Origin of the sequence: Kitasatospora sp. NPDC018619, assembly GCF_044391605.1 — a bacterium.
Classification (GTDB): Bacteria; Actinomycetota; Actinomycetes; order Streptomycetales; family Streptomycetaceae; genus Kitasatospora.
Window position 1 is genome coordinate 74044 of record NZ_JBISAI010000006.1, and the last position, 22087, is coordinate 96130.

The following is a 22087-nucleotide window of genomic DNA, read 5'->3' on the forward strand; positions in this document are numbered from 1 at the left end:
TTCTGCTGTCAAGAGCGCCTACGCGGCTGCCAGGGCTTCGTGGGAGCCGGTGGAGCCGGCGATCGCCGCGGTCAGCGCGGCGATCCGGGCCGAGGCCAGGCCGTCGCCGTAGGGGCTCGGGGCGGCCGCCAGCCGGGCGAGCCGCTCGGGGGTGTCGGAGAGCCAGTCGCGGGCCAGGGCGCCCAGCTCCTCGCCGGGCCGCACCAGCGCCGCGAAGCCGGCCGCCACCGCCTCCGGGCGCTCGGTGGAGCGGCGCACCACCAGCAGCGGGCGGCCGAGCACCGTGCACTCCTCCTGCACGCCGCCGGAGTCGGAGACCAGCAGGGCGGCGTGGCTCGCCAGGCCGAGGAAGTCGCCGTAGCCGACCGGGCCGGTGACGGCGAGGCGCTCCAGCAGGCCGTCCAGGCCGAAGCGCTGGACGGCGGCGCGGGTGCGCGGGTGCATCGGGAACAGCACCGGGGTGCCGGCCCGGGCGATCCGGTCCAGCTCGGCGAGGACCGCGCCGAGCGCCTCGGCCGTGTCGGTGTTCTCCGGGCGGTGCACGGTGGCCAGCACGTACCCGTCCGCGCGCAGTCCGTGCCCGGCGAGCAGCGCGGCGCGGGCGGCCGCGTCCGGCAGCTGACGGCGGACCACCTCGACGACGGTGTTGCCGGTGAGCTCGATCCGCTCCTCGGCCAGCGACTCGGCGCGCAGGTTGGCGACGTTCTCCCCGGTGGCGGCGCAGAGGAGGTCGGAGACGTGGTCGACCATCACCCGGTTGTGCTCCTCGGGCATCGCCCGGTCGAAGCTGCGCAGCCCGGCCTCGACGTGGACCAGCGGGATCTCCCGGGCGTTGGCGGCCAGCGCCCCGGCCAGGGTGGCGTTGGTGTCGCCCTGGACGACCACGGCGACCGGGCGGTCCTCGGCGAAGGCGGCGTCCAGCTGGCCCAGGGACTGGGCGATCTGGCCGGCCCGGGGGCGGCCGCCGACCCCGGTCAGCAGCTCGGGCCGGGGCAGGTCGAGGTCGCGCAGGAAGCGGCCGGACATCGCCTCGTCCCAGTGCTGGCCGGTGTGCACCAGCCGGGTGGCGTCGCCGAGCTCGTGGATCAGCGGGGCGAGCTTGACCAGCTCGGGGCGGGTGCCGAGGACGACGGCGACGCTGGACGGGGGCAGGCAGGTGCTCATGCGGGGGCTCCGGGGGCGTGGGGGAGGTGAGGCGTGGGGGAGGGGTGCGGCCGGCTCAGGACTCGAGGGCGGTGGGGGCGCCGACGGCGACCTTCTCGGCGTTGCGGCGGGTCTTGGCCCAGCCGTTGCGGCCGAGCAGCATCCGGACGGCGGCCCGGGTGGCGACCACGAACAGGTGGTAGGCGTAGAGCCAGACCAGGACGCCCCAGAGCAGCGCGGTGAGCCGGCCGCGGTCGGGGTGGACGGTCCGGCGGTAGGCGAAGCCCCAGAACACCATCGGCAGCGCGGCGAGCACGAAGGTGAGCAGCATCCACGGGCCGAACCTGAGCTGGAAGTCGGCCGTCTCCTGCGGGAAGAGCACCAGCCCGGCGCCGGTGATCCCGAGCGAGAGCGGGAAGAGCAGCACCAGCAGCACGCAGACCACCGGCTGGAGGAAGGTGTACAGCACCTCGGCCTTGCCGGCCGCGGTGTAGTGGGTGGAGCGCAGCACCCGGCCGGTGTAGCGCAGGCACTGCATGTTGCCCTGGGCCCAGCGGGTGCGCTGGGTGAGGAAGCGGCGCAGCGAGATCAGGCCCTCCTGGGAGACCTGGGCCTCGGTGACGTGGGTGAGCCGCCAGCCGGCCAGCCGCAGGTCCAGGCCGGACTCGTAGTCCTCCAGCAGGGCGCGCTCCGGCCAGGGGCGGCCGGAGCGGCCCTCCTCGGCGGTGAGCGAGTCGAGGGCGGTGAGCCGGACGAACTGGCCGTTGCCGCCGAGGCCGACGCTGCCGGTGCGGCGGCGCAGCAGCTGCATACCGGTGTTGGTGGCCTGGAACTCGATGTCCTGCATCCGCACCAGGGCGCGGGCCAGGGCGTTGGCGGCCCGGCCGCGGCCGGGCAGCGGGCGCTCGTCGTCGGCGTTGCGCATCCGGACGCCGATCTGGACGGCGCCGGTGTCGGGCCGGCCGAGCGCCCTGGCGTTGCAGACCTGGGCGAGGGTGCCGGGGTCGAGCTGCCCGTCGGCGTCGACCACGCCGATCACCACCCGGGAGCGGTCGGTGCCCTCGGGCAGCCAGGCGGAGATCTCCCGGTAGGCGGCGTTGAGGGCGGCGCCCTTGCCGATCCGGGCGTGCGGGCGGCGGCGCTGGACCAGGTGGACCAGCGGGTCGCGAGCGGCGGCGGCGAGCACCAGGTCGCGGGTGGCGTCCTCGCTGTCGTCGTCGATCACCCACAGGTGGGCCTGCGGCGCGGCGGCGCGCAGGCCGTCCAGGGTCTGGGTGACGACGGCCTCCTCGTCGCGGCAGGGGATCACCAGGTGCCAGTCGAGGGCGGCCGGGTCGCCGGGTTCGGTGGGGCGGTTGTGCCGGAAGGCGTGGCGGGAGCCCGCCCAGTACACGAGGAAGCGTCCGAAGACGAGGGCCATGTAGCCGACCAGGGCCAGGGAGATCAGTCCGGCGACCCAGAGGACGGCGTCCTGGCGGAGCACGATCCACTCGTGCAGGGCGTCGGGCATGGCGCGGCTCTCCTCATGATCAAAGGCGGAAGGCTCCTGTCGGCTGCGAATCGATGCTTCATTGCGGTTCAGATCGCTAAAATCAATAGTAAAGGGGCGAAACTAGATGATCATGGGAAAGAACGGGCAAAGTGGTCGTTCTCACCCCGTGAGGAGGACCCGCCGGGGCTCCGTAGACTGTGGTCGTGAGCGACAAGGCCGACCCGAACCCGTACACCATCCGCCCCGCCGACGGCGGCACCGGCGACGCCCTGCGCGACGTCGAGGTGGAGCTCTCCAAGCGCTGGCCGGAGAACAAGCTGGAGCCCTCGCTCGACCGGATCGAGGCGCTGATGGACATCCTGGGCCAGCCCCAGCGGTCCTTCCCCTCCATCCACATCACCGGCACCAACGGCAAGACCTCCACCGCCCGGATGGTCGAGCAGCTGCTCAACACCTTCGAACTGCGCACCGGCCGCTACACCAGCCCGCACGTGGAGTCCGTCACCGAGCGGATCAGCCTGGACGGCGCCCCCATCACCCCCGAGCGCTTCGTCGAGGTCTACCGCGACATCGAGCCCTACGTGCGGATGGTCGACGCGGCGCAGCCGGTGCCGATGTCCTTCTTCGAGGTGCTGACCGGCATGGCCTACGCGGCCTTCGCCGACGCCCCGGTGGACGTCGCCGTGGTCGAGGTCGGCATGGGCGGCTCCTGGGACGCCACCAACGTCATCGACGCCGCCGTCGCGGTGATCACCCCGATCGGGCTGGACCACACCGACAAGCTCGGCGAGACGGTCGGCGAGATCGCCGTCGAGAAGTCCGGGATCATCAAGCCCGGCGCCGTGGCGGTCGTCGCCCAGCAGCAGCTGGACGCCGCGCAGACCATCCTGCGCCGCGCCGTCGAGGTGGACGCCACGGTCGCCCGCGAGGGCATGGAGTTCGGCGTCATCCGCCGGGAACTCGCCGTCGGCGGCCAGCTGGTGACGCTGCGCGGCCTCGGCGGCGAGGAGTACGAGGACGTCTTCATCCCGCTGCACGGCGAGTACCAGGCGCACAACGCGTCCCTCGCCCTGGCCGCGGTCGAGGCCTTCTTCGGCGTCGGCGGCGCGCGCGGCGGGCAGCTGGACGTCGACAAGGTCCGCCAGGCCTTCTCCGGCGTCTCCTCGCCGGGCCGCCTGGAGGTCGTCCGCCGCAGCCCCACGATCGTCCTGGACGCCGCCCACAACCCGCACGGCGCCCGCGCCACCGTGGCAGCGCTCACCGAGTCCTTCGGCTTCACCCGGCTCGTCGGCGTGATCGGCACCTCCGGGGACAAGGACGTGGCCGGCGTGCTGGAGGCCTTCGAGCCGATCCTGGCCGAGGTCGTCGTCACCCGGAACTCCACCCACCGCGCGATGGACGTGGACGCGCTCGCCGCCCTGGCCGTCGAAATCTTCGGCGAGGACCGCGTCCAGGTCGAGCCCCGCCTCGACGACGCCATCGCCGCCGCCGTCGCCCTCGCCGAGGAGGAGGGCGACCTCGGCGGAGCCGGGGTGCTGGTCACCGGTTCGGTCATCACCGTGGGCGAGGCCCGCCTGCTGCTCGGGAGGAAGTGACATGAGGACGCTCTGCTCCTCGACGCTGATCGGCGAGGCCCTGCTGGTGATGTTCGCGGCGCTGGTCGCGATGCGGCTCACGGACGTCTCCACCGCGGAGATCTGGACGGTCAGCGGCATCGCGATGGCGCTGTGCGTCCTGCTCTGCGGCATGATCAACCGCCCCGGCGCGGTGCAGATCGGCTGGGCCCTGCAGATCGGACTGATCGCCAGCGGCCTCGTCCTGCCGACCATGTACGCCCTCGGCGCGGTCTTCGCCGGCCTGTGGTGGTGCTCGGTGCACTACGGCCGCAAGGTGGACGAGTTCAAGGCCGCCCGGGCCGCCGCCGAGGCCGCCGCGGTACAGGCCTGAGGCCCGGACCGGCGGACCGACACGCCGTGTACGCAAGGTAATCTCTGCCCTGTCGGCACCGCTTGTCGACCCGACTGTCTGCCGAACCGAATCCCCAGGAGACGCACCGTGTCCCAGCGCACTCTCGTCCTGCTCAAGCCCGACGCCGTCCGCCGCGGCCTGGCCGGCGAGATCATCAGCCGCATCGAGCGCAAGGCCGGCTGGCGCCTCGCCGCCGTCGAGCTGCGCACCTTCGACCGGGCGACGCTGGAGCAGCACTACGCGGAGCACGTGGGCCGCCCGTTCTACGAGCCGCTGCTGGAGTTCATGACCTCCGGCCCGTCGATCGCGCTGATCGTCGAGGGCGAGGAGGTCGTCAAGGGCATCCGCATGCTGGCGGGGGCCACCAACCCGCTGGAGGCCGGCGCCGGCACCATCCGCGGCGACTACGCGACGATCACCCGCGAGAACCTGATCCACGCCTCCGACTCCCCGGAGTCCGCCGAGCGCGAGATCAAGATCTTCTTCCCCGCGCACGCCTGATCCGGGCCGGCTGACACGCCCGGCGGCACCGGGCGCGACACGCCCGGGAGATCTCGGGTGCCGCGCACCCGGGACGTTCGTCCGCCCCGGTCGGGACCATTGGCCCGGCCGGGGCATTCTTATCGTGAAATAGGGAACTGGCGGCGCCGACACGGCGTCCCAATCCTCGGAGATGCGATCACGCCCCGGACAATGGACGGTATGCCCCACGTCGACGTCCGTACCGCACAGCGTGACTACGATGGACGCGACTCAAGGGCCCGGTAAGGCAGCTCAGCTGGTCTCCGCCCAAGCGTGGGCGCGCATCCGTCCACCCCCCATGAACTCCGAGCCCGGGAAGGCACCCACACCCCATGGCGAGCAACCTGTCGTTCATCGGCCGCGACTTGGCGATCGACCTCGGAACAGCCAACACGCTGGTGTACGTCAGGGGCAAGGGCATCGTCCTGAACGAGCCGTCCGTCGTCGCGGTGAACACCAACACCGGCGGGATCCTCGCGGTCGGCGCCGAGGCCAAGAAGATGATCGGCCGCACCCCGGGCAACATCGTCGCCATCCGCCCGCTCAAGGACGGCGTGATCGCCGACTTCGAGATCACCGAGCGGATGCTGCGGTACTTCATCCTCAAGATCCACCGCCGCCGCTACCTGGCCCGCCCCCGCGTCGTGGTCTGCGTGCCCTCCGGCATCACCGGCGTCGAGCGCCGCGCCGTCATCGAGGCCTCCTCGCAGGCCGGCGCGCGCCAGGTGCACATCATCGAGGAGCCGATGGCCGCCGCGATCGGCGCCGGGCTGCCCGTCCACGAGGCCACCGGCAACATGGTCGTCGACATCGGCGGCGGCACCACCGAGGTCGCGGTGATCTCCCTCGGCGGCATCGTCACCGCCCAGTCGATCCGGGTGGCCGGCGACGAGCTGGACAACGCGATCGTCCAGCACATCAAGAAGGAGTACTCGCTGCTCCTCGGCGAGCGCAGCGCCGAGCAGATCAAGATGAGCATCGGCAGCGCCTTCGGCCTGGAGGGCGAGAAGGACGAGCACGCCGAGATCCGCGGCCGCGACCTCGTCAGCGGCCTGCCCAAGACCGTGGTGATCTCCGCCGCCGAGGTCCGCGAGGCCATCGACGAGCCGGTCAACGCGATCATCGACGCCGTCAAGACCACCCTCGACCAGTGCCCGCCCGAACTGGCCGGCGACGTCATGGACCGGGGCATCGTGCTCACCGGCGGCGGCGCCCTGCTGCGCGGCCTGGACGAGCGGCTGCGCCGCGAGACCGGCATGCCGATCCACATCGCGGAGAACCCGCTCGACTCCGTCGCGCTCGGCTCCGGCAAGTGCGTCGAGGAGTTCGAGGCCCTCCAGCAGGTACTCGACGCCTCGCCGCGTCGTTGACAGGTCGCCGCACCACCGGCACCACACGCCACATCCGACACTCGACCGAACGGGCCGCCGCCCGGGCCCCACAGACCCGGGCGGCGGCCGGGTACGAAGGGGCAGTACCAGCACCGTGAGGGACACACGAGAGAGCCGGCTGCTGCTGATCCTGCTGGTGGCGGTCGCCTTCGCGCTGATCACCGTGGACATCAAGGGCGGTGAGGACTCCCCGCTCGGCCCGGCCCGGCGCGCCGCCGCCGGCGTCCTCGGACCGGTCGAGCGCGGCGCCGCCACCGTCGTGGACCCGGTCGCCGACACCGTCCGCGCCTTCCGCGACGCGGCCACCGACAGCGGCCGCACCGACCAGCTCGCCCGCGAGAACACCGAACTGCGGCAGAAGCTCGCCTCCTCCGACATGGCCACCGGCCGGACCAAGCAGCTGGACGACCTGCTGCGCACCGCCGGATCCGGCGGCTACACCGTCAAGGCCGCCCAGGTCATCGCGATCGGCCCGGCCCAGGGCTTCTCCTGGACCATCACCATCGACGCCGGCAGCGACGACGGCCTCACCCGAGACATGACGGTGATCAACGGCCAGGGCCTGGTCGGCCGGATCACCACCGTCGCCCCGACCACCTCCACCGTGCTGCTCGCCTCCGACCCGGGCTTCTCGGCCGGCACCCGGCTGGAGGGCACCGGCGAGATCGGCTTCGCCGCCGGCGGCGGCGACAGCCCGATGAAGGTCTCCCTGCTCAACGGCAAGGCCCAGGTCAAGGCGGGCGACCGGCTGGTCACCTTCGGCTCGCAGAGCGGCCGGCCCTTCGTGCCCGGCGTCCCGGTCGGCAAGGTCGTCGAGGTCCAGGCCAACGCCGGCCAGCTGACAAAGACCGTCCTGGTCGAGCCCTTCGTCCAGTTCACCCGGCTGGACCTGGTCGGCGTGGTGGTCGTCCCGCCGCGCGCCGACCCGCGCGACGCCGTCCTGCCGCCGGCGCCCGCCGCCGGCCAGCCGGCCGCGCCCGCGCCCGGCCAGGCTCCGGCCTCCGCGCCCGCCGCCCCGCCCGCCAAGCCCACTGGGGGGAACTGAGCCATGCGCCTCGCCCGCATCCCCGTCTCCGCCGGCCTCGTCCTGCTCGGCCTGATCCTCCAGGTCAGCGTGTTCGGCCGGCTCCAGCTCCCGGGAGCCACCCCGGACATACTGCTGCTCGTCGTGGTCGGCCTGGCCATGGTCTACGGGCCCACCGGCGGCTGCCTGGTCGGCTTCGCCGGCGGCCTGCTGGCCGACCTCGCGCCGCCCTCCGACCACGCGATCGGCCGCTACGCGCTGGTGCTCTGCCTGATGGGCTACGCCGCCGGGCTGCTGCGCCCGGACCACGGCCGCCAGCGCTCGGTGGGCGGCTCGCTGGTGGTGGTCGGCGCCGCGGCGGTCGCCTCCACCCTGCTCTACGCGATGGTCGGCGCCCTGGTCGGCGACACCGCCGCCCGGCACGTCGGCCTCGGCGGACTGGTGATCAGCGCCCTGCTCTACGACCTGCTGCTGGCGCCCTTCGTGGTGCCGCTGGTGATGTACCTCGGCCGCCGCTTCGGGCGCGACCCGGTGGCCGCCGCGGACGACGACGAGAGCGGCTCCGGCCTGGGCACGCTGGCCCGCTACCGGACCACCCGCGAGGCCTCGGCCGGCCCGTCGTACCGGAAGCGGCGCGTGCCCGGCTTCGCCCGCCGCCCCTGACCGGCCCGGCCCCGACCACCCGACCTCCCCGCATCCTGGAGCGCACGAGACGTGAGCAACATCCCCGAGACCGGCCGCACCCGGCGGGTGACGATCCGTCTGGTGGTGCTGCAGATCCTGGTGCTGTCGCTGCTCGCCACCCTGGGCGGGCGGCTGTGGTACCTGCAGATCCGCAACGCCAAGGAGTACACCGCGAAGGCGACCGGCAACCACATCCGCGAGGTGGTCGAGCCGGCCGTCCGCGGCGAGATCCTGGACGCCTCCGGGCGGGTGCTGGCCGGCAACGAGACCCGCCTGGTGGTGTCGGTCAGCCGCACCTCGCTGCTCCAGCAGAAGGACGGCGGCAAGGCGGTGCTGTCCCGCCTGGCCGAGGTGCTGGGGATGCCGGCCAAGGACGTGCAGGAGAAGGTCCGGCTCTGCGACGCCAAGACCGCGCAGCCCTGCTGGAACGGTTCGCCGTACCAGCCGATCCCGGTCACCAAGGAGGCGACCACCCAGCAGGCGATGCAGATAATGGAGCGCCGCGAGGACTTCCCCGGGGTCACCGCGCAGCCCACCGCCGTGCGCCGCTACACCGGCGCCGAGGGCGCCAACATGGCCCAGGTGCTCGGCTACCTCTCGCCGGTCACCGACGAGGAGGTCAGCAAGACCGCCGGCAAGAGCGGCCAGGACCGCTACCTGCCGGCCGACCAGATCGGCCGGGCCGGCCTGGAGTCGGTGTACGACCGCGACCTGCGCGGCACCGCGGGCGTCACCAAGCTGGAGGTGGACAACCTCGGCCGGGTGATCGGCAACGCCGGCACCGTCGCCCCGCAGACCGGCGACAACCTGGTCACCAGCATCGACGCCCGGGTGCAGAAGGTCGTCGAGGACAACCTGGCGCAGGCCATGAACGACGCCCGGAACACCTTCGACAAGGTCACCAACCGCAACTACGAGGCCGACTCCGGCGCCGCCGTGGTGATGGACGTGCACACCGGGCGGATCGTCGCGATGGCCAGCGCCCCGACCTACGACCCGAACCTCTGGGTGGGCGGCATCAGCGGCAAGGACTACCAGTCGCTGACCAGCAAGGAGTCCAACTTCCCGCTGCTGAACCGGGCCATACAGGGCCAGTCCGCCCCCGGCTCGACCTTCAAGGTCATCTCCACCACCGCCGCCGTGCAGGCCGGCTACTCGCTGGACGGCCGCTACGACTGCCCGAAGAGCATGACCATCGGCGGCCGCGAGTTCAAGAACTTCGAGAGCGAGAACTTCGGCCAGATCTCCCTGGAGAAGGCGCTGGAGGTCTCCTGCGACACCGTCTTCTACGGCCTGGCGTACGACCAGTGGCTGAAGGACGGCGGCATCAAGCCCAAGAAGGACCCGGGCGACTGGTTCTTCAAGACCGCCCACCAGTTCGGCCTCGGCGCCAAGACCGGCATCGACCTGCCGTCCGAGGTCTCCGGGCGGGTGCCGGACCGGCAGTGGAAGCAGTCCTTCTACGACAACAACAAGGACGCCTGGTGCGCCCAGGGGCAGAAGGGCGGCAACAGCTACTCCGACCAGATCGCCCGGGAGAACTGCGTCGACGGCTACCAGATGCGCGCCGGTGACGCCGTCAACTTCGCGATCGGCCAGGGCGACACCCTCGTCACCCCCGTCCAGATGGCCCGGATCTACTCGGCGCTGGCCAACGGCGGCACCTTCTACCGGCCGACCATCGCCAAGGCCGTGATAAGCCCGGGCGGGGACCTCGTCCGCGAGATCGCCCCGCACGAGGACGCCAGGTTCCCCGGCGACGAGAAGCTGCTCAGCTACATCAACCAGGCCACCGAGAGCGTCATCAAGACGGGTACCGCCGCCTGGAAGTTCAACGGCTGGCCGCAGGACAAGATCGCGCTGCACGCCAAGACCGGCACCGCCGAGGTCGAGGGCAAGCAGACCACCTCCTGGCTGACCACGTACAGCAAGGACTACGCCGTCGTCATGACGATCAGCCAGGGCGGCACCGGCTCCGGCGGTTCCGGTGACGCCATCCGGCGGATCTACCAGGCGCTGTACGGCGTGGACGACAAGGGCGCCATCGACAACGCCAAGGCCCTGCTGCCCGCGCCGCAGGCCGAGCTGCCCAAGTTCAACCCGGACGGCACCGCGATCATCAAGCAGGCCTCCTACGGCGCGGACGCGGCGGGCACCCCGGCCCCGGCCGCCGCCCCGGCGCTGCTCGCCCCGGCCGCGGCGCAGCCCGCCCCGGCGGCGGCCTTCCTCGACCAGGCGCCGCCGGTCGACCGCCCGGCGTCGTACACCGCGGCCGACGCCGCGCTCGAACCCACGCGCGCAACGGGAAGGGGCCGGGCATGACCTCCTACGGCTCGTACCGGCAGCTGCGGCTGGCCCCCCAGCGCAGCGGCGTCTCCAAGGCGCTGGCCAAGGACTCCCCGCTGTGGCGGCTGGACTGGATACTGCTGGTGGCCGCGCTGGCCCTGTCGGCGGGCAGCTCGCTGCTGGTCTGGTCGGCCACCCGCGGGCGCGACTCGCTGACCCACGGGGACCCGCAGTACTTCCTGTACCGGCACCTGACCAACTTCGTGGTCGGGCTGGTGCTGTGCGCCGTGGTCATAGGGATAGGGAGCCGGCGCTTCCGCACGATCGTGCCGTTCCTGTACGTCGGCGTGATCGCGATGCTGCTGGCGACGCTCAGCCCGCTGGGCTCGACCATCAACGGCGCCCACTCGTGGATCCAGCTCGGCGGCGGCTTCTCGATCCAGCCCGCCGAGTTCGCGAAGCTCGCGATCGTGCTGGCGATGGCCGTCGTGCTGGCGGACCAGGTGGACGCGGGGGAGCGGGAGTTCCCCTCGCACCGGGCGGTGTTCCGGGGGCTGGTCTGGGCCGGGCTGCCGATGTGCATAGTGCTGCTGATGCCGGACGCCGGCTCGGTGATGGTGATGGCCGCGATCGTGCTGGGCATCCTGCTCGGCTCCGGTGCGGCGAACCGCTGGGTGCTCGGCCTGCTGGTGGCGGGCACCGCCGGGTGCGTGGCGATCTGGAAGTTCGGGCTGCTGAGCCAGTACCAGATCGACCGCTTCGCGGCGTTCGCCAACCCCCAGCTGGACCCGAACGGCGTCGGCTACAACACCGCGCAGGCCCGGATCGCGATCGGCTCGGGCGGGCTGACCGGCAAGGGGCTGTTCCACGGCACCCAGACCGTCGGGCAGTTCGTGCCGGAGCAGCAGACCGACTTCGTGTTCACGGTGGCCGGCGAGGAGCTGGGCTTCGTCGGGGCCCTGGCGATCATCGCGCTGGTCGGCGTGGTCCTCTGGCGGGCCTGCCGGATCGCCCGGCAGGCGACCGACCTGTACGGGACGATCGTGGCGGCCGGGATCGTCGCCTGGCTGTCCTTCCAGGCCTTCGAGAACATAGGGATGTGCCTGGGCATCATGCCGGTGGCGGGCATCCCGCTGCCGTTCGTGTCGTACGGCGGCTCGTCGATGTTCGCGAACTGGCTGGCCGTCGGGCTGCTCCAGGCGGTGCGCAGCCAGCGGCCGATAGCGGCCTGAGCGGCGCGGGCCCGATCGCGGGCGGCGGGGCCGGCCGGGGGACGTCCCGGGCCGGCCCCGCCGCCGTGTCCGGGCCGGGTTTCGTCCGTCCCGTCCGCCGTCCCAACACCGGGACCGGGCACCGGGATTCCGGCGCGGGGGCGGCGGGCCGTCCGCGCCGTGCTGCCGGGTGCCGCCGTCCTGCGGCGGCACCCGGCGTGAGCCGCCTCGCCCTGGGCGGCCACGTGCCGTCCGCTGCCCCGGCACCGCGGCCCGGCACCGGGACGCGCCGCCGCTGCGGCGGCCCCGGCGGGCCGGTCGCCGGGTGACGGCCCGCGACGACACCGCGGCAGCTGCGACGGTTGCGCGGGGGAGCCGGTGCGGGCGGTCGGCGGGGGAGTGGGTCCGTCGGGCGGGGTGCTCGGCCTCCGGCAGCAGGCGCCGGGCCCGGCAGCGGCGGTGGCCGCTGCGTGCGCCCCCGGGCCGGCGCGACGCCGGTGGTCGGAGCCCGCCGTGGCCCGGGGCGCGCCCGGTACGGGTCGGCGGGCGCGGCGCAGTGCGGGTGCCGGGTAGCGCGCGCCCCCGTGCCCCTGGTGCCCCCGGGGCCGGGTCAGAGCAGGCAGTCGGCGGTGGTGAGGACGGCGCGGGTCTGGTGGGCGAGCTGCTCCTGGACGGGCACCCAGCGGGCGCCGAAGCGCAGGCGCAGCCGGTCGAGGCTGTCGGTGACGACGGCGCGGGCGCGGTCGCGGGCGGCCTCGGCGGCGGGGCCGCGGACGTCGGCGAGCAGCCGCAGCAGGACCGACGCGACCCGCAGCGGCACCCGGGCCGCGACCAGCCCGACGGTGGTCACCCGGGACACGGTGAGCGGCTCGGCACCCCACCGCTCCAGCCACTCCTCGGCCACCCGCGGGGCGACCGCCAGGCTGGACTCGGCAGTGCGCAGCAGCCGGCCGTACGCCTCGGGGCCGTACCCGCCGTGCCGGTCCGCGGGCACGGCCGGGAGCAGGGCGGTGAGCTCCGCGGCGCGCGCGGTGAGGTCCCGGGCGGCGGCCGCGAGGGCCTGCGCGCCGGTCGGGTGGGGCCGGGCGTCGGCCACCGCGTCGACGGCCCACATCGGGACCTCCAGCACCGCGGAGACCGCGCCGTACCGGCCCGCGTACGCCCAGGTGGACAGCTCGGGCTCGTCCGGCAGGGCCCGGGAGCCCCCGCCGCCCGGGGCGGGCATCAGGTAGGTGCCGGGGTCCGGGCTGGCCCAGCCGATCGCGTCGTAGGGGTCCACGTCGAGCGGGAGGCCGGCCCGTTCCGCAGAGCGGGCGAACCGCCCGGCCAGGCCCCCGACGGGGCGGGTGAGCTGGACGAACGCGCCGCCGAAGTCCACCCCGTGCAGCGAGCACTGGAGGAAGGGGCGCAGTTCGTCGATCAGCCCGGTGAGCGCCGCGCTCTCCGGCATCGGCGGGCGGCCCGAGCCGGGGGCGGGCAGCAGCTCGGGCTGCTCCTCGAAGGAGGGGCGGAAGAAGTGCTCGTAGTGGCGCCGCATGGTGAGCGGGCCGTCCAGCCAGCCCGCGTTGAGCGCGGCACCGTCCGGGTCGAGGCAGAGCAGCAGGTGCCAGGAGAGCCCGGGGCGGGCGGGGCGGTCCAGCAGCACCTCGGCGAGCCGGACGGTCCCGGCGGTGCCGATCGGCTCGTTGGGGTGCGGGCCGCCGACCACCAGCGCGGCGCGCGGCCCGCGGTCCACGGAGAGCAGCACCAGCGGGCGCCCGGCCCGGGAGCGGCCCACCTCGCGCAGCCGGCAGCGGTCGGGGTGGCGCAGGGCGAGCCGCCGGGCGGCGGACTCGGCCTGGGCAGGGGTGGGGTAGCGGGCCGGCCGGGTGTCGAGGGTCCGGAGCGGGCGGATCCGCCGACCGGTGTCGGTCGTCATGGTTCTCCTTGCGCCGGTCGTACGGCCGCCGGGGCGCGGGCGTGCGGGTGCGCCGCCGGGCACGGCGTGCGGGCGGGGGGACGGGGGGAGGGGACGGGGCACGGCGGGCCGGCAGCGGCGGCCGTGCGGGTACGGACGGGGCCGTGGCGGGGCGGCCCGTGGGGAGGGAGGGGTACGCCGGCCGGAAAACCGACGAGGGCCGAGCGTACGACTCAACTTCCTTGTCCGGAAGGGGTGCAGATCTCTTTGGCGGAGCCCTGTCAGTACCGCACGCCCCCTCCGGGCGTGTCAACGGCGGACGGAGCCCCGGGGGTCGCGCCGGAGTGCGGACAGCCCGCGATCCGGGGCAGACGGCCCGTTCCCCGGATTGGGCTACCCTTGAGGGTCACCCCTCCCGTGCCGACTCGCGGCACCGAATCACGTCGTAAGGGTTCCTAGTACATGACTGTCGAATCGGTCTTCCCACGCCTGGAGGCCCTCCTCCCGCACGTCCAGAAGCCGATCCAGTACGTCGGCGGCGAGCTGAACTCGACCGTCAAGGACTGGGACGCCTGCGACGTCCGCTGGGCGTTGATGTACCCCGACGCCTACGAGGTCGGCCTGCCCAACCAGGGCGTCATGATCCTGTACGAGGTGCTGAACGAGCGCGAGGGCGTGCTCGCCGAGCGCACCTACAGCGTCTGGCCGGACCTCGAAGCGCTGATGCGCGAGCACGGCGTCCCTCAGTTCACCGTCGACGCCCACCGCCCGGTGAAGGCCTTCGACGTCTTCGGGCTGTCGTTCTCCACCGAGCTCGGCTACACCAACATGCTGGCCGCCCTCGACCTGGCCGGTATCCCGCTGGAGGCCCGGGACCGCACCGACGAGGACCCGATCGTCCTGGCCGGCGGCCACGCGGCCTTCAACCCGGAGCCGATCGCGGACTTCATCGACTGCGCGGTGGTCGGCGACGGCGAGCAGGCCGTCCTCGACATCACGGAGATCATCCGCGCCTGGAAGGCCGAGGGCCGCCCGGGCGGCCGGGACGAGCTGCTGCTGCGCCTGGCCCGTACCGGCGGGGTGTACGTCCCGAAGTTCTACGACGTGGAGTACCTGGCCGACGGCCGGATCGGCCGCGTCGTACCGAACGCCCCGGGTGTGCCGTGGCGGGTGTCCAAGCACACCGTGATGGACCTGGACGAGTGGCCGTACCCGAAGCAGCCGCTCGTGCCGCTCGCCGAGACGGTGCACGAGCGGATGTCCGTGGAGATCTTCCGCGGCTGCACCCGCGGCTGCCGCTTCTGCCAGGCCGGCATGATCACGCGCCCCGTGCGGGAGCGAAGCATCACCGGCATCGGCGAGATGGTGGAGCGCGGGCTGAAGGCGACCGGCTTCGAGGAGGTCGGCCTGCTGTCGCTGTCCAGCGCCGACCACACCGAGATCGGCGACATCGCCAAGGGCCTCGCGGACCGCTACACCGACGACAAGATCGGCCTGTCGCTGCCGTCGACCCGCGTCGACGCCTTCAACATCGACCTCGCCAACGAGCTGTCCCGCAACGGGCGCCGCTCGGGCCTCACCTTCGCCCCCGAGGGCGGCAGCGAGCGCATGCGCAAGGTGATCAACAAGATGGTGTCGGAGGAGGACCTGATCCGCACCGTCGCCACCGCGTACGGCAACGGCTGGCGCCAGGTGAAGCTGTACTTCATGTGCGGCCTGCCCACCGAGACCGACGAGGACGTGCTCCAGATCGGCGAGATGGCGAAGAACGTCATCCAGAAGGGCCGCGAGGTCACCGGCCAGAACGACATCCGCTGCACCGTCTCCATCGGCGGGTTCGTGCCCAAGCCGCACACCCCGTTCCAGTGGGCCCCGCAGCTGTCCGCCGAGGCCACCGACGCCCGCCTCGCCAAGCTGCGCGACTCCATCCGCGGCGACCGCAAGTACGGCAAGAACATCGGCTACCGCTACCACGACGGCAAGCCGGGCATCGTCGAGGGCCTGCTCTCCCGCGGGGACCGCCGGGTCGGCGCGGTCATCCGCGCGGTCTACGAGGACGGCGGCCGCTTCGACGGCTGGCGCGAGTACTTCTCCTACGACCGCTGGATGGCCTGCGCCGACAAGGGCCTGGCCGGCACCGGCGTCGACGTCGACTGGTACACCACCCGCGAGCGCACCTACGAGGAGGTGCTGCCCTGGGACCACCTGGACAGCGGCCTCGACAAGGACTGGCTCTGGGAGGACTGGCAGGACGCCCTGGAGGAGGTCGAGGTCGACGACTGCCGCTGGACCCCGTGCTTCGACTGCGGCGTGTGCCCGCAGATGGACACCCAGATCCAGATCGGCCCCACCGGCAAGAAGCTGCTCCCCCTGACGGTGGTCAACAAGTAGTCATATAGACAGCGGACCCCAGGCCGGATGGATCGGCATGGGGTCCGCTGTTTTCTCCAGGGTGCCCTGGGTATTGTCGTGAGCTAGTTTCTGATGTACCCGAGTGGAGGTGCAGAGTATGGCCAAGACGATGATCGACCTCGACGAAGAGGCGCTGGCGCTGGCTGCCGAGGTGCTCGGGACCACGACGAAGAAGGACACCGTCAACGCGGCGCTCGCGGAGGTGGGGGCGCGGCGCCGCAGGGAGCTCGCGCTGCAGGAGCTGCTGCGGCTCGCTGAGGACGGCGCGTTCGACAAGGCGCTGGAGACCGGGTTCAAGGGCGAGGTCCGGCGCGGAAAGCAGGGTGGGGCTCAATGGGAGCTCGGGAAGGCTTCCTGATCGACACCTCGGCGGCGGCGCGGCTGGTCACGAGGCCGGCGGCGTTGTCGCTCTGGGGCGAGGCCCTGGCGGCGGGGAAGATCGGCATGTGCGCTCCGACCGAGGGCGAGCTGCTGTACTCGGCCCGGTCGGCAGCCGAAATGCGGGCGATGCGCGCGCAGTTCGAGCGGCTGTACACGTGGTGCGCCGTGCCCGACGAGGCCTGGCGTGACCTCCCGGCCCTGCAACTGCGGCTCGCCGAGACGGGCAGCCACCGGTCCGCCGGTGTGGTCGACCTGCTCGTCGCCGTGACGGCGATGCACCACGGGCTGACCGTGCTGCACTACGACCGGGACTTCGAGGCCATCGCCAAGCACACCGACCTGAAGGCCAGGTGGCTGGCCGAGCCCGGTTCGCTGGACTGAGGGGCGGCTCTGACCAGGGGCGGAGCGAGGGGGGTGGCGGGGCGCGTACCCTTTGAGGTGACAGAGTCCGGACAGTGGCGGGAAGACGCCGCGCCGGACGGGGACAACTGACTAAGGACTGAGCGACCCTGGCACGCCGTACGCCCGACGGTCCGCCGCCCGCGCCGACGGTGCAGCGGATTCGTCTCCGCTACACCAAGCGCGGCCGGCTCCGCTTCACCAGCCACCGCGACTTCCAGCGCGCCTTCGAGCGCGCCCTGCGCCGGTCCGCCGTTCCGATGGCCTACTCGGCCGGCTTCACCCCGCACCCGAAGGTCTCCTACGCCAACGCGGCCCCGACCGGGGTGGCGAGCGAGGCGGAGTACCTGGAGATCGGCCTGGCCGCCGTCCGCGACCCCGAGCAGCTGCGGGCGCAGCTGGACGAGTCGCTGCCGACGGGCCTGGACGTGATCGACGCGGTCGAGGTGCGGACGCCGAACTTCGTGGAGCGCCTGGAGGCCTCCGAGTGGCTGGTCCGGCTGGACGGCGTCGAGCCCGACGAGGCCGCCGAGGCGGTCGCGCGCTTCCTCGCCGCCGAGCGGGTCGAGGTCGAGCGCCGCACCAAGAACGGCCTGCGGGTCTTCGACGCGCGGAGCGCGGTGGCGGCGCTGGAATCCCTCCCGGCCCAGGTCGAGACGGGTGCGGATGCCGGTGTCGGGACCGACCGCGATGTTCGGACCGGCCGTCCCTGTGCGATACTGCGCCTGGTAGTACGACACGCCACACCCGCCGTACGACCCGACGACGTATTGTCCGGTCTCCGTGCGACGGCCGACCTGGCGCCGCCGGTCCCCGCAGAGGTGACCAGGCTGGCGCAGGGGCCGCTCGACGAGGAGGCCGGCACGGTGACCGACCCGCTGGCGCTCGACCGCGCCGCGGCCCCGGCCGGCTCGGAGCCGGCCGCAGGGCCGCACGCTACCGCGTCCGCCTAGCGGGGGGAGGCCGGGTCCAGTGACTCACTGGACCCGACGGTCCTCCAGGGTTCCCGCGGCTCCCCAGGGGAGCGAGCGTCGTCGCAGCGCAGGCCTGTCACCGGGGCCTGCCGACCAGGAAGGTCGGCCGGTCCGGGACCCCGTCCGGGAGCCACCCGGGGTTGGGGGACGGCTCAGCTTGGGAAAACCTCAGAAGACTGGTCAGACCAGAAGACTTTCGACACCCCGCCGTGTGCGGGGCGCCGAGCGAGACTACGAGCCCCTGTGCGGCCTCGCGTCCGCGCGGCGGCACCGTCCAAGGGTCCGGTCCCGGCATCGTCGCGATGCCGACCGCCCAGCGGTGCCGTGCCGTGCCCGGATGCGGAGCCCGGGGGCCTGACGGGAGATCCACCCGCATGCTCGATAACACCGATCCGCAGCAGACTGCGGCCACGGAACAGAACGAAACCGCCGCGACCGGTGGTGAGGGCGCGTCCGCCGCGCCGCCGCGCCGCCGTCGCCGCGCGGTGTCCCGCCCGGCGGGCGCCCCGCAGGGCGCGGCCGCCGACGCGGCCGAGACGGTCCTGCCGGCCGAGGCGCCGGCGACCGTGACCGCCCCGGCGCCGGCCGAGGCGCCGGCGGCCGAGCCGGCCGAGGAGAAGCCGGTCCGGGCCCGCCGGACCCGCAAGCGCGCCGAGGCCCCGGCCGGGGCGCCGGAGGCCACCGCGATCGTGGTGACCGCGCCGGAGGGCGTCGAGGCCCCGGCGGCCGAGGCCGCCGCGAAGGCCGAGAAGGCCCCGAAGGCCGAGAAGGCCGAGAAGGCGGACACGGCCGAGACGGCCGAGACGGCCGAGAAGCCGGCCCGCGCCCGCCGGACCCGCAAGCGCGCCGAGGCGCCCGTCGGCACCCCCGCGACCGAGGCCGAGACCCCCGCCGCCGAGGCCCCCGCCGTGGCCGCCCCCGTCGCCGAGCCGGTGGCCGAGGAGGCCCCCGAGGCTCCGGCCCGCCGTCCCCGCCGCCGTCGGGTGGTCGAGGCCGCCCCGGTCGTCGAGGCCCCGGTGGAGGAGCCCGCCGCCGAGGAGCCGCAGGACGAGCAGGCGCAGGACGAGCAGCCGCAGGCGCAGGAGCCGCAGGCCGAGCAGCCCGCCGCCGCGCAGCGGCCCGCCGAGAAGCCCGCCGCCGAGGCCGAGCCGCCGCACCGGGTGCGCCGCCGCGCCGTCCGCCCGGCCACCGCCGTCTTCCAGGCCCCGGTGTTCCAGGAGCCGGCCGCCTTCGTCGCGCCGGCCGCGCAGCAGGCCGCCGCCCCCCAGCAGCCCGCCGCCGCGGTGCAGGCCGAGGCCCCGGCCGCGGCCGAGCCGGCCGAGGACGACGAGTTCGAGTACAGCGGTGTCGGCCGTCGCCGCCGGGTCCGCACCCGGGTCGAGCCGAACCGCCGCAAGCCGGCCGCCCAGGCGCCGGCGAAGGCGCCGGCCAAGGCGCAGGCCGCCGCGCCCGTCGTCGAGGCCCCGGTCGTCGAGGCGCCCGCCGTGGCCGCCCCCGCCGCCGGCCCGGAGGCCGAGGACGAGTGGGAGGACGGCCGTCCGTCGCGCCGTCGCCGCCGGGGCGGCCGCCGCCGGCGCCGTGGCGAGGCCGAGGAGTTCGAGGCCGCCGAGGCCGTCGAGACCGAGCAGCCCGCCGCCGAGGCGCCGGTCGAGGCCGCCGCCGAGGAGGAGGACGACGAGGACGACGACCTGGCCGCCGGCCTGTCCTCGTCGCGCCGCCGCCGTCGCCGTCGCCGCCGCAGCGGTGAGACCGGTGCCGTCGAGACCTCCGAGACCACCGAGGACGGCGTCCGCACGGTGGTGAAGGTGCGCGAGCCGCGCCGCCGCTCCACCGAGCCGTCCTTCGACCCGGACGAGGTGCAGTCCATCAAGGGCTCGACCCGTCTGGAGGCCAAGAAGCAGCGCCGCCGCGAGGGCCGCGAGCTGGGCCGCCGCCGGGTGCCGATCATCACCGAGGCCGAGTTCCTGGCCCGCCGCGAGTCGGTCGAGCGCGTCATGGTGGTGCGCCAGAGCGGCCAGCGGACCCAGATCGGCGTCCTCGAGGACGGCGTGCTGGTCGAGCACTACGTCAACAAGGAGCAGGCCACCTCGTACGTCGGCAACGTCTACCTGGGCAAGGTCCAGAACGTGCTGCCGTCGATGGAGGCCGCCTTCGTCGACATCGGCAAGGGCCGCAACGCGGTGCTGTACGCCGGCGAGGTCAACTTCGGCGCGCTGGGCGGCCACGGCGGCCCGCGCCGGATCGAGTCGGTGCTGAAGTCCGGCCAGTCCGTGCTGGTGCAGGTCTCCAAGGACCCGATCGGCCACAAGGGCGCCCGCCTGACCAGCCAGATCTCGCTGCCCGGCCGCTACCTGGTGTACGTGCCCGAGGGCTCGATGACCGGCATCTCGCGCAAGCTGCCCGAGAACGAGCGCGCCCGCCTGAAGCAGATCCTCAAGAAGATCGTCCCGGACGACGCGGGCGTCATCGTGCGCACCGCGGCCGAGGGCGCCTCCGAGGAGGAGCTGACCCGCGACGTCCAGCGCCTCCAGCAGCAGTGGGAGGACATCCAGAAGAAGGCCGCGAGCGGCAACGCCCCGGCGCTGCTGTACGGCGAGCCGGACATGACCGTCCGGGTCGTCCGCGACATCTTCAACGAGGACTTCAGCAAGGTCATCGTCTCCGGCGACGAGGCGTGGAAGACCATCCACGAGTACGTCTCCAACGTGGCCCCGGACCTCGCCGAGCGGCTCCAGCGGTGGACCTCCGAGGTGGACGTCTTCGCCACCTACCGGATCGACGAGCAGCTGATGAAGGCGCTGGACCGCAAGGTCTGGCTGCCCAGCGGCGGCTCGCTGGTGATCGACCGCACCGAGGCGATGGTCGTCATCGACGTCAACACCGGGAAGTTCGTCGGCCAGGGCGGCAACCTGGAGGAGACGGTCACCCGGAACAACATCGAGGCGGCCGAGGAGATCGTGCGCCAGCTGCGGCTGCGCGACCTCGGCGGCATCATCGTGATCGACTTCATCGACATGGTGCTGGAGTCCAACCGCGACCTGGTGCTGCGCCGTCTGCTGGAGTGCCTGGGCCGGGACCGCACCAAGCACCAGGTGGCCGAGGTCACCTCGCTGGGCCTGGTCCAGATGACCCGCAAGCGGGTCGGCCAGGGCCTGCTGGAGTCCTTCTCCGAGCCGTGCGTGCACTGCAACGGCCGCGGCGTGATCGTCCACATGGAGCAGCCGAGCGCCCACGTCCACGCCCCCGTGGCGGCGGGCGAGGCCGGCGCGGGCGGCGGCAAGCGCCGGCGCCGCGGCAAGGGCGGCGCGGGCCACGAGGAGCCGCAGGCCGTCGAGGCCGCGGTGACCGTCCTGTCCGAGCAGGCGGAGGCCCTCGCCGAGGCGGCCGAAGCGGCCGAGACGGTGCGCGAGGAGATCGAGGGCCAGCTGGCCCTGGAGGTCCCGGGCGTCGAGGCGCAGGCCGAGGAGGCCGTACGGGCCGAGGCGGCCCCGGTGGTCGAGGCCGCCCCCGCGGCCGAGGCCCCGGCCGCCGCTCCGGCGGGCCGTCCGCGCCGCCGCGCGGTGCGCAAGGCGACGGCTCCGGCCGGCTCCCCGGACAGCGCCGAGATCGTGGTGCTCCAGGCCAAGGCCGAGGCGGCGCTGGAGGCGGCCCTGGAGGCCGCCGCCCCCGCGGTCGCCGAGGCCGCCGCGGAGGCGGTCGCCGAGGCGCCGGGCGAGCCGGTGGCGGCGGCCCGGGCCGCGGTCGGAGCCGAGGCCCCGGAGGCCGTCGAAGCTGCCGAAGCCGTCGAAGCCGTCGAAGCCGCTGAGGCCGCCGAGGCTCCGGAGGCCGCCGCCGGGACCCCCGAGGCTCCGGAGGCCGCCGAGGCCGAGTCCGCGGCCGAGGCCGAGGAGGCGCCGGCGCCGAAGAAGCGGGCCGCCCGCAAGACGGCCGCCAAGAAGACGGCCACCAAGACGGCCGCGAAGAAGACCGCCGCGAAGAAGACCACCGCCACGGCGGCGAAGAAGACCACCGCCCGCAAGACCGCGACCAAGCGGACGAGCGCGGCGGCCAAGAAGGCCGCGGCCGCCGAGGGTGATACGGCGTCCGAGTAGTGCCCACGCCCGGGGCGGGAGCGTTTCCGCCCCGGGCCGTACGGGCCGGTTTGCCCCCCGGGCGGCCGGTCCGTATTCTTGACCATCGGCGTGTCTACGCCATGCTCCCGAGCACATCACCTTCCCGGGGTCGCCGCGTTCGCGCGGAGGGCCGGGAAGAGGCTCCTGTGTCCGTACCCAGGTGGCTGGCGTCGGGGGTTCCGACCGAGCAA

16 protein-coding genes are annotated in these 22087 nt (G+C 73.7%); 13 read left to right on the forward strand and 3 right to left on the reverse strand.

The features are described 5' to 3' along the window. Positions 1–18: 18 nt before the first annotated feature. Both wecB and ACH5AR_RS11225 read right to left on the reverse strand, forming a co-directional pair. Positions 19–1164 carry a non-hydrolyzing UDP-N-acetylglucosamine 2-epimerase gene (gene wecB / locus ACH5AR_RS11220; protein ID WP_396301105.1) on the reverse strand — a complete coding sequence of 382 codons (1146 nt, stop codon included), beginning with the start codon at positions 1162–1164 and terminating at the stop codon, positions 19–21. A gap of 55 nt (positions 1165–1219) precedes the next feature. Next, positions 1220–2653 (reverse strand): glycosyltransferase family 2 protein, encoded by a 1434-nt coding sequence (locus tag ACH5AR_RS11225; RefSeq protein ID WP_396301106.1) that lies wholly within the window; start codon positions 2651–2653, stop codon positions 1220–1222. Positions 2654–2838: 185 nt separating this feature from the next. Between ACH5AR_RS11225 and ACH5AR_RS11230 the strand changes: the two genes are divergently transcribed. The 8 genes from ACH5AR_RS11230 (at position 2839) to rodA (ending at position 11742) form a co-directional block, all read left to right on the forward strand. Then, complete coding sequence (locus tag ACH5AR_RS11230; protein WP_396301107.1) at positions 2839–4230, forward strand: bifunctional folylpolyglutamate synthase/dihydrofolate synthase; 1392 nt, start codon at positions 2839–2841, stop codon at positions 4228–4230. 1 nt (position 4231) lies between these two features. Further along, on the forward strand, positions 4232–4582 hold the full coding sequence (locus ACH5AR_RS11235; RefSeq protein WP_396301108.1) for a DUF4233 domain-containing protein: 351 nt from the start codon (positions 4232–4234) through the stop codon (positions 4580–4582). 108 nt (positions 4583–4690) lie between these two features. Then, positions 4691–5104, forward strand: a complete 414-nt coding sequence (ndk, locus tag ACH5AR_RS11240; protein WP_396301109.1) for a nucleoside-diphosphate kinase — start codon at positions 4691–4693, stop codon at positions 5102–5104. 365 nt (positions 5105–5469) lie between these two features. Next, positions 5470–6495 (forward strand): rod shape-determining protein, encoded by a 1026-nt coding sequence (locus tag ACH5AR_RS11245; protein ID WP_049648984.1) that lies wholly within the window; start codon positions 5470–5472, stop codon positions 6493–6495. A 115-nt stretch (positions 6496–6610) separates the two neighbouring features. After that, positions 6611–7561 (forward strand): rod shape-determining protein MreC, encoded by a 951-nt coding sequence (mreC, locus tag ACH5AR_RS11250; protein WP_396301110.1) that lies wholly within the window; start codon positions 6611–6613, stop codon positions 7559–7561. A 3-nt stretch (positions 7562–7564) separates the two neighbouring features. Further along, complete coding sequence (gene mreD, locus ACH5AR_RS11255; protein ID WP_396301111.1) at positions 7565–8203, forward strand: rod shape-determining protein MreD; 639 nt, start codon at positions 7565–7567, stop codon at positions 8201–8203. A 51-nt stretch (positions 8204–8254) separates the two neighbouring features. Beyond that, positions 8255–10546 carry a penicillin-binding protein 2 gene (mrdA, locus tag ACH5AR_RS11260; RefSeq protein WP_396301112.1) on the forward strand — a complete coding sequence of 764 codons (2292 nt, stop codon included), beginning with the start codon at positions 8255–8257 and terminating at the stop codon, positions 10544–10546. Then, on the forward strand, positions 10543–11742 hold the full coding sequence (gene rodA, locus ACH5AR_RS11265) for a rod shape-determining protein RodA (RefSeq protein WP_396301113.1): 1200 nt from the start codon (positions 10543–10545) through the stop codon (positions 11740–11742). Before mrdA ends, rodA begins: the two co-directional genes overlap by 4 nt. 589 nt (positions 11743–12331) lie before the next feature. On the opposite strand, the gene ACH5AR_RS11270 is transcribed toward rodA, so the two are convergent. Next, entirely contained in the window at positions 12332–13639 is a 1308-nt protein-coding gene (locus ACH5AR_RS11270; protein ID WP_396301114.1) for a M14 family zinc carboxypeptidase, read from the reverse strand. Positions 13640–14080: 441 nt separating this feature from the next. Between ACH5AR_RS11270 and ACH5AR_RS11275 the strand changes: the two genes are divergently transcribed. The 5 genes from ACH5AR_RS11275 (at position 14081) to ACH5AR_RS11295 (ending at position 21875) form a co-directional block, all read left to right on the forward strand. Beyond that, positions 14081–16009, forward strand: a complete 1929-nt coding sequence (locus ACH5AR_RS11275) for a TIGR03960 family B12-binding radical SAM protein (protein ID WP_396301115.1) — start codon at positions 14081–14083, stop codon at positions 16007–16009. A gap of 118 nt (positions 16010–16127) precedes the next feature. Continuing rightward, on the forward strand, positions 16128–16388 hold the full coding sequence (locus ACH5AR_RS11280) for a type II toxin-antitoxin system VapB family antitoxin (RefSeq protein ID WP_396301116.1): 261 nt from the start codon (positions 16128–16130) through the stop codon (positions 16386–16388). Beyond that, a complete protein-coding gene (locus tag ACH5AR_RS11285; RefSeq protein WP_396301117.1) occupies positions 16364–16792 on the forward strand; it encodes a PIN domain nuclease in 429 nt (142 codons plus the stop codon). The genes ACH5AR_RS11280 and ACH5AR_RS11285 overlap by 25 nt, the downstream gene beginning before the upstream one ends. A gap of 170 nt (positions 16793–16962) precedes the next feature. Beyond that, positions 16963–17763: a TIGR03936 family radical SAM-associated protein gene (locus tag ACH5AR_RS11290; RefSeq protein ID WP_396301118.1), complete on the forward strand. Its 801-nt coding sequence runs from the start codon at positions 16963–16965 to the stop codon at positions 17761–17763. A 395-nt stretch (positions 17764–18158) separates the two neighbouring features. Further along, a complete protein-coding gene (locus ACH5AR_RS11295) occupies positions 18159–21875 on the forward strand; it encodes a ribonuclease E/G (RefSeq protein WP_396301119.1) in 3717 nt (1238 codons plus the stop codon). Positions 21876–22087 lie beyond the last annotated feature (212 nt).

What these genes read in the sequence shown, in the direction of transcription:
- wecB (WP_396301105.1), bottom strand. Translation starts at nt 1,164, where the DNA reads ATGAGCACCTGCCTGCCCCCGTCCAGCGTCGCCGTCGTCCTCGGCACC.
- ACH5AR_RS11225 (WP_396301106.1), bottom strand. Translation starts at nt 2,653, where the DNA reads ATGCCCGACGCCCTGCACGAGTGGATCGTGCTCCGCCAGGACGCCGTC.
- ACH5AR_RS11235 (WP_396301108.1), top strand. Translation starts at nt 4,232, where the DNA reads ATGAGGACGCTCTGCTCCTCGACGCTGATCGGCGAGGCCCTGCTGGTG.
- mreD (WP_396301111.1), top strand. Translation starts at nt 7,565, where the DNA reads ATGCGCCTCGCCCGCATCCCCGTCTCCGCCGGCCTCGTCCTGCTCGGC.
- rodA (WP_396301113.1), top strand. Translation starts at nt 10,543, where the DNA reads ATGACCTCCTACGGCTCGTACCGGCAGCTGCGGCTGGCCCCCCAGCGC.
- ACH5AR_RS11270 (WP_396301114.1), bottom strand. Translation starts at nt 13,639, where the DNA reads ATGACGACCGACACCGGTCGGCGGATCCGCCCGCTCCGGACCCTCGAC.
- ACH5AR_RS11275 (WP_396301115.1), top strand. Translation starts at nt 14,081, where the DNA reads ATGACTGTCGAATCGGTCTTCCCACGCCTGGAGGCCCTCCTCCCGCAC.
- ACH5AR_RS11280 (WP_396301116.1), top strand. Translation starts at nt 16,128, where the DNA reads ATGGCCAAGACGATGATCGACCTCGACGAAGAGGCGCTGGCGCTGGCT.
- ACH5AR_RS11285 (WP_396301117.1), top strand. Translation starts at nt 16,364, where the DNA reads ATGGGAGCTCGGGAAGGCTTCCTGATCGACACCTCGGCGGCGGCGCGG.
- ACH5AR_RS11295 (WP_396301119.1), top strand. Translation starts at nt 18,159, where the DNA reads ATGCTCGATAACACCGATCCGCAGCAGACTGCGGCCACGGAACAGAAC.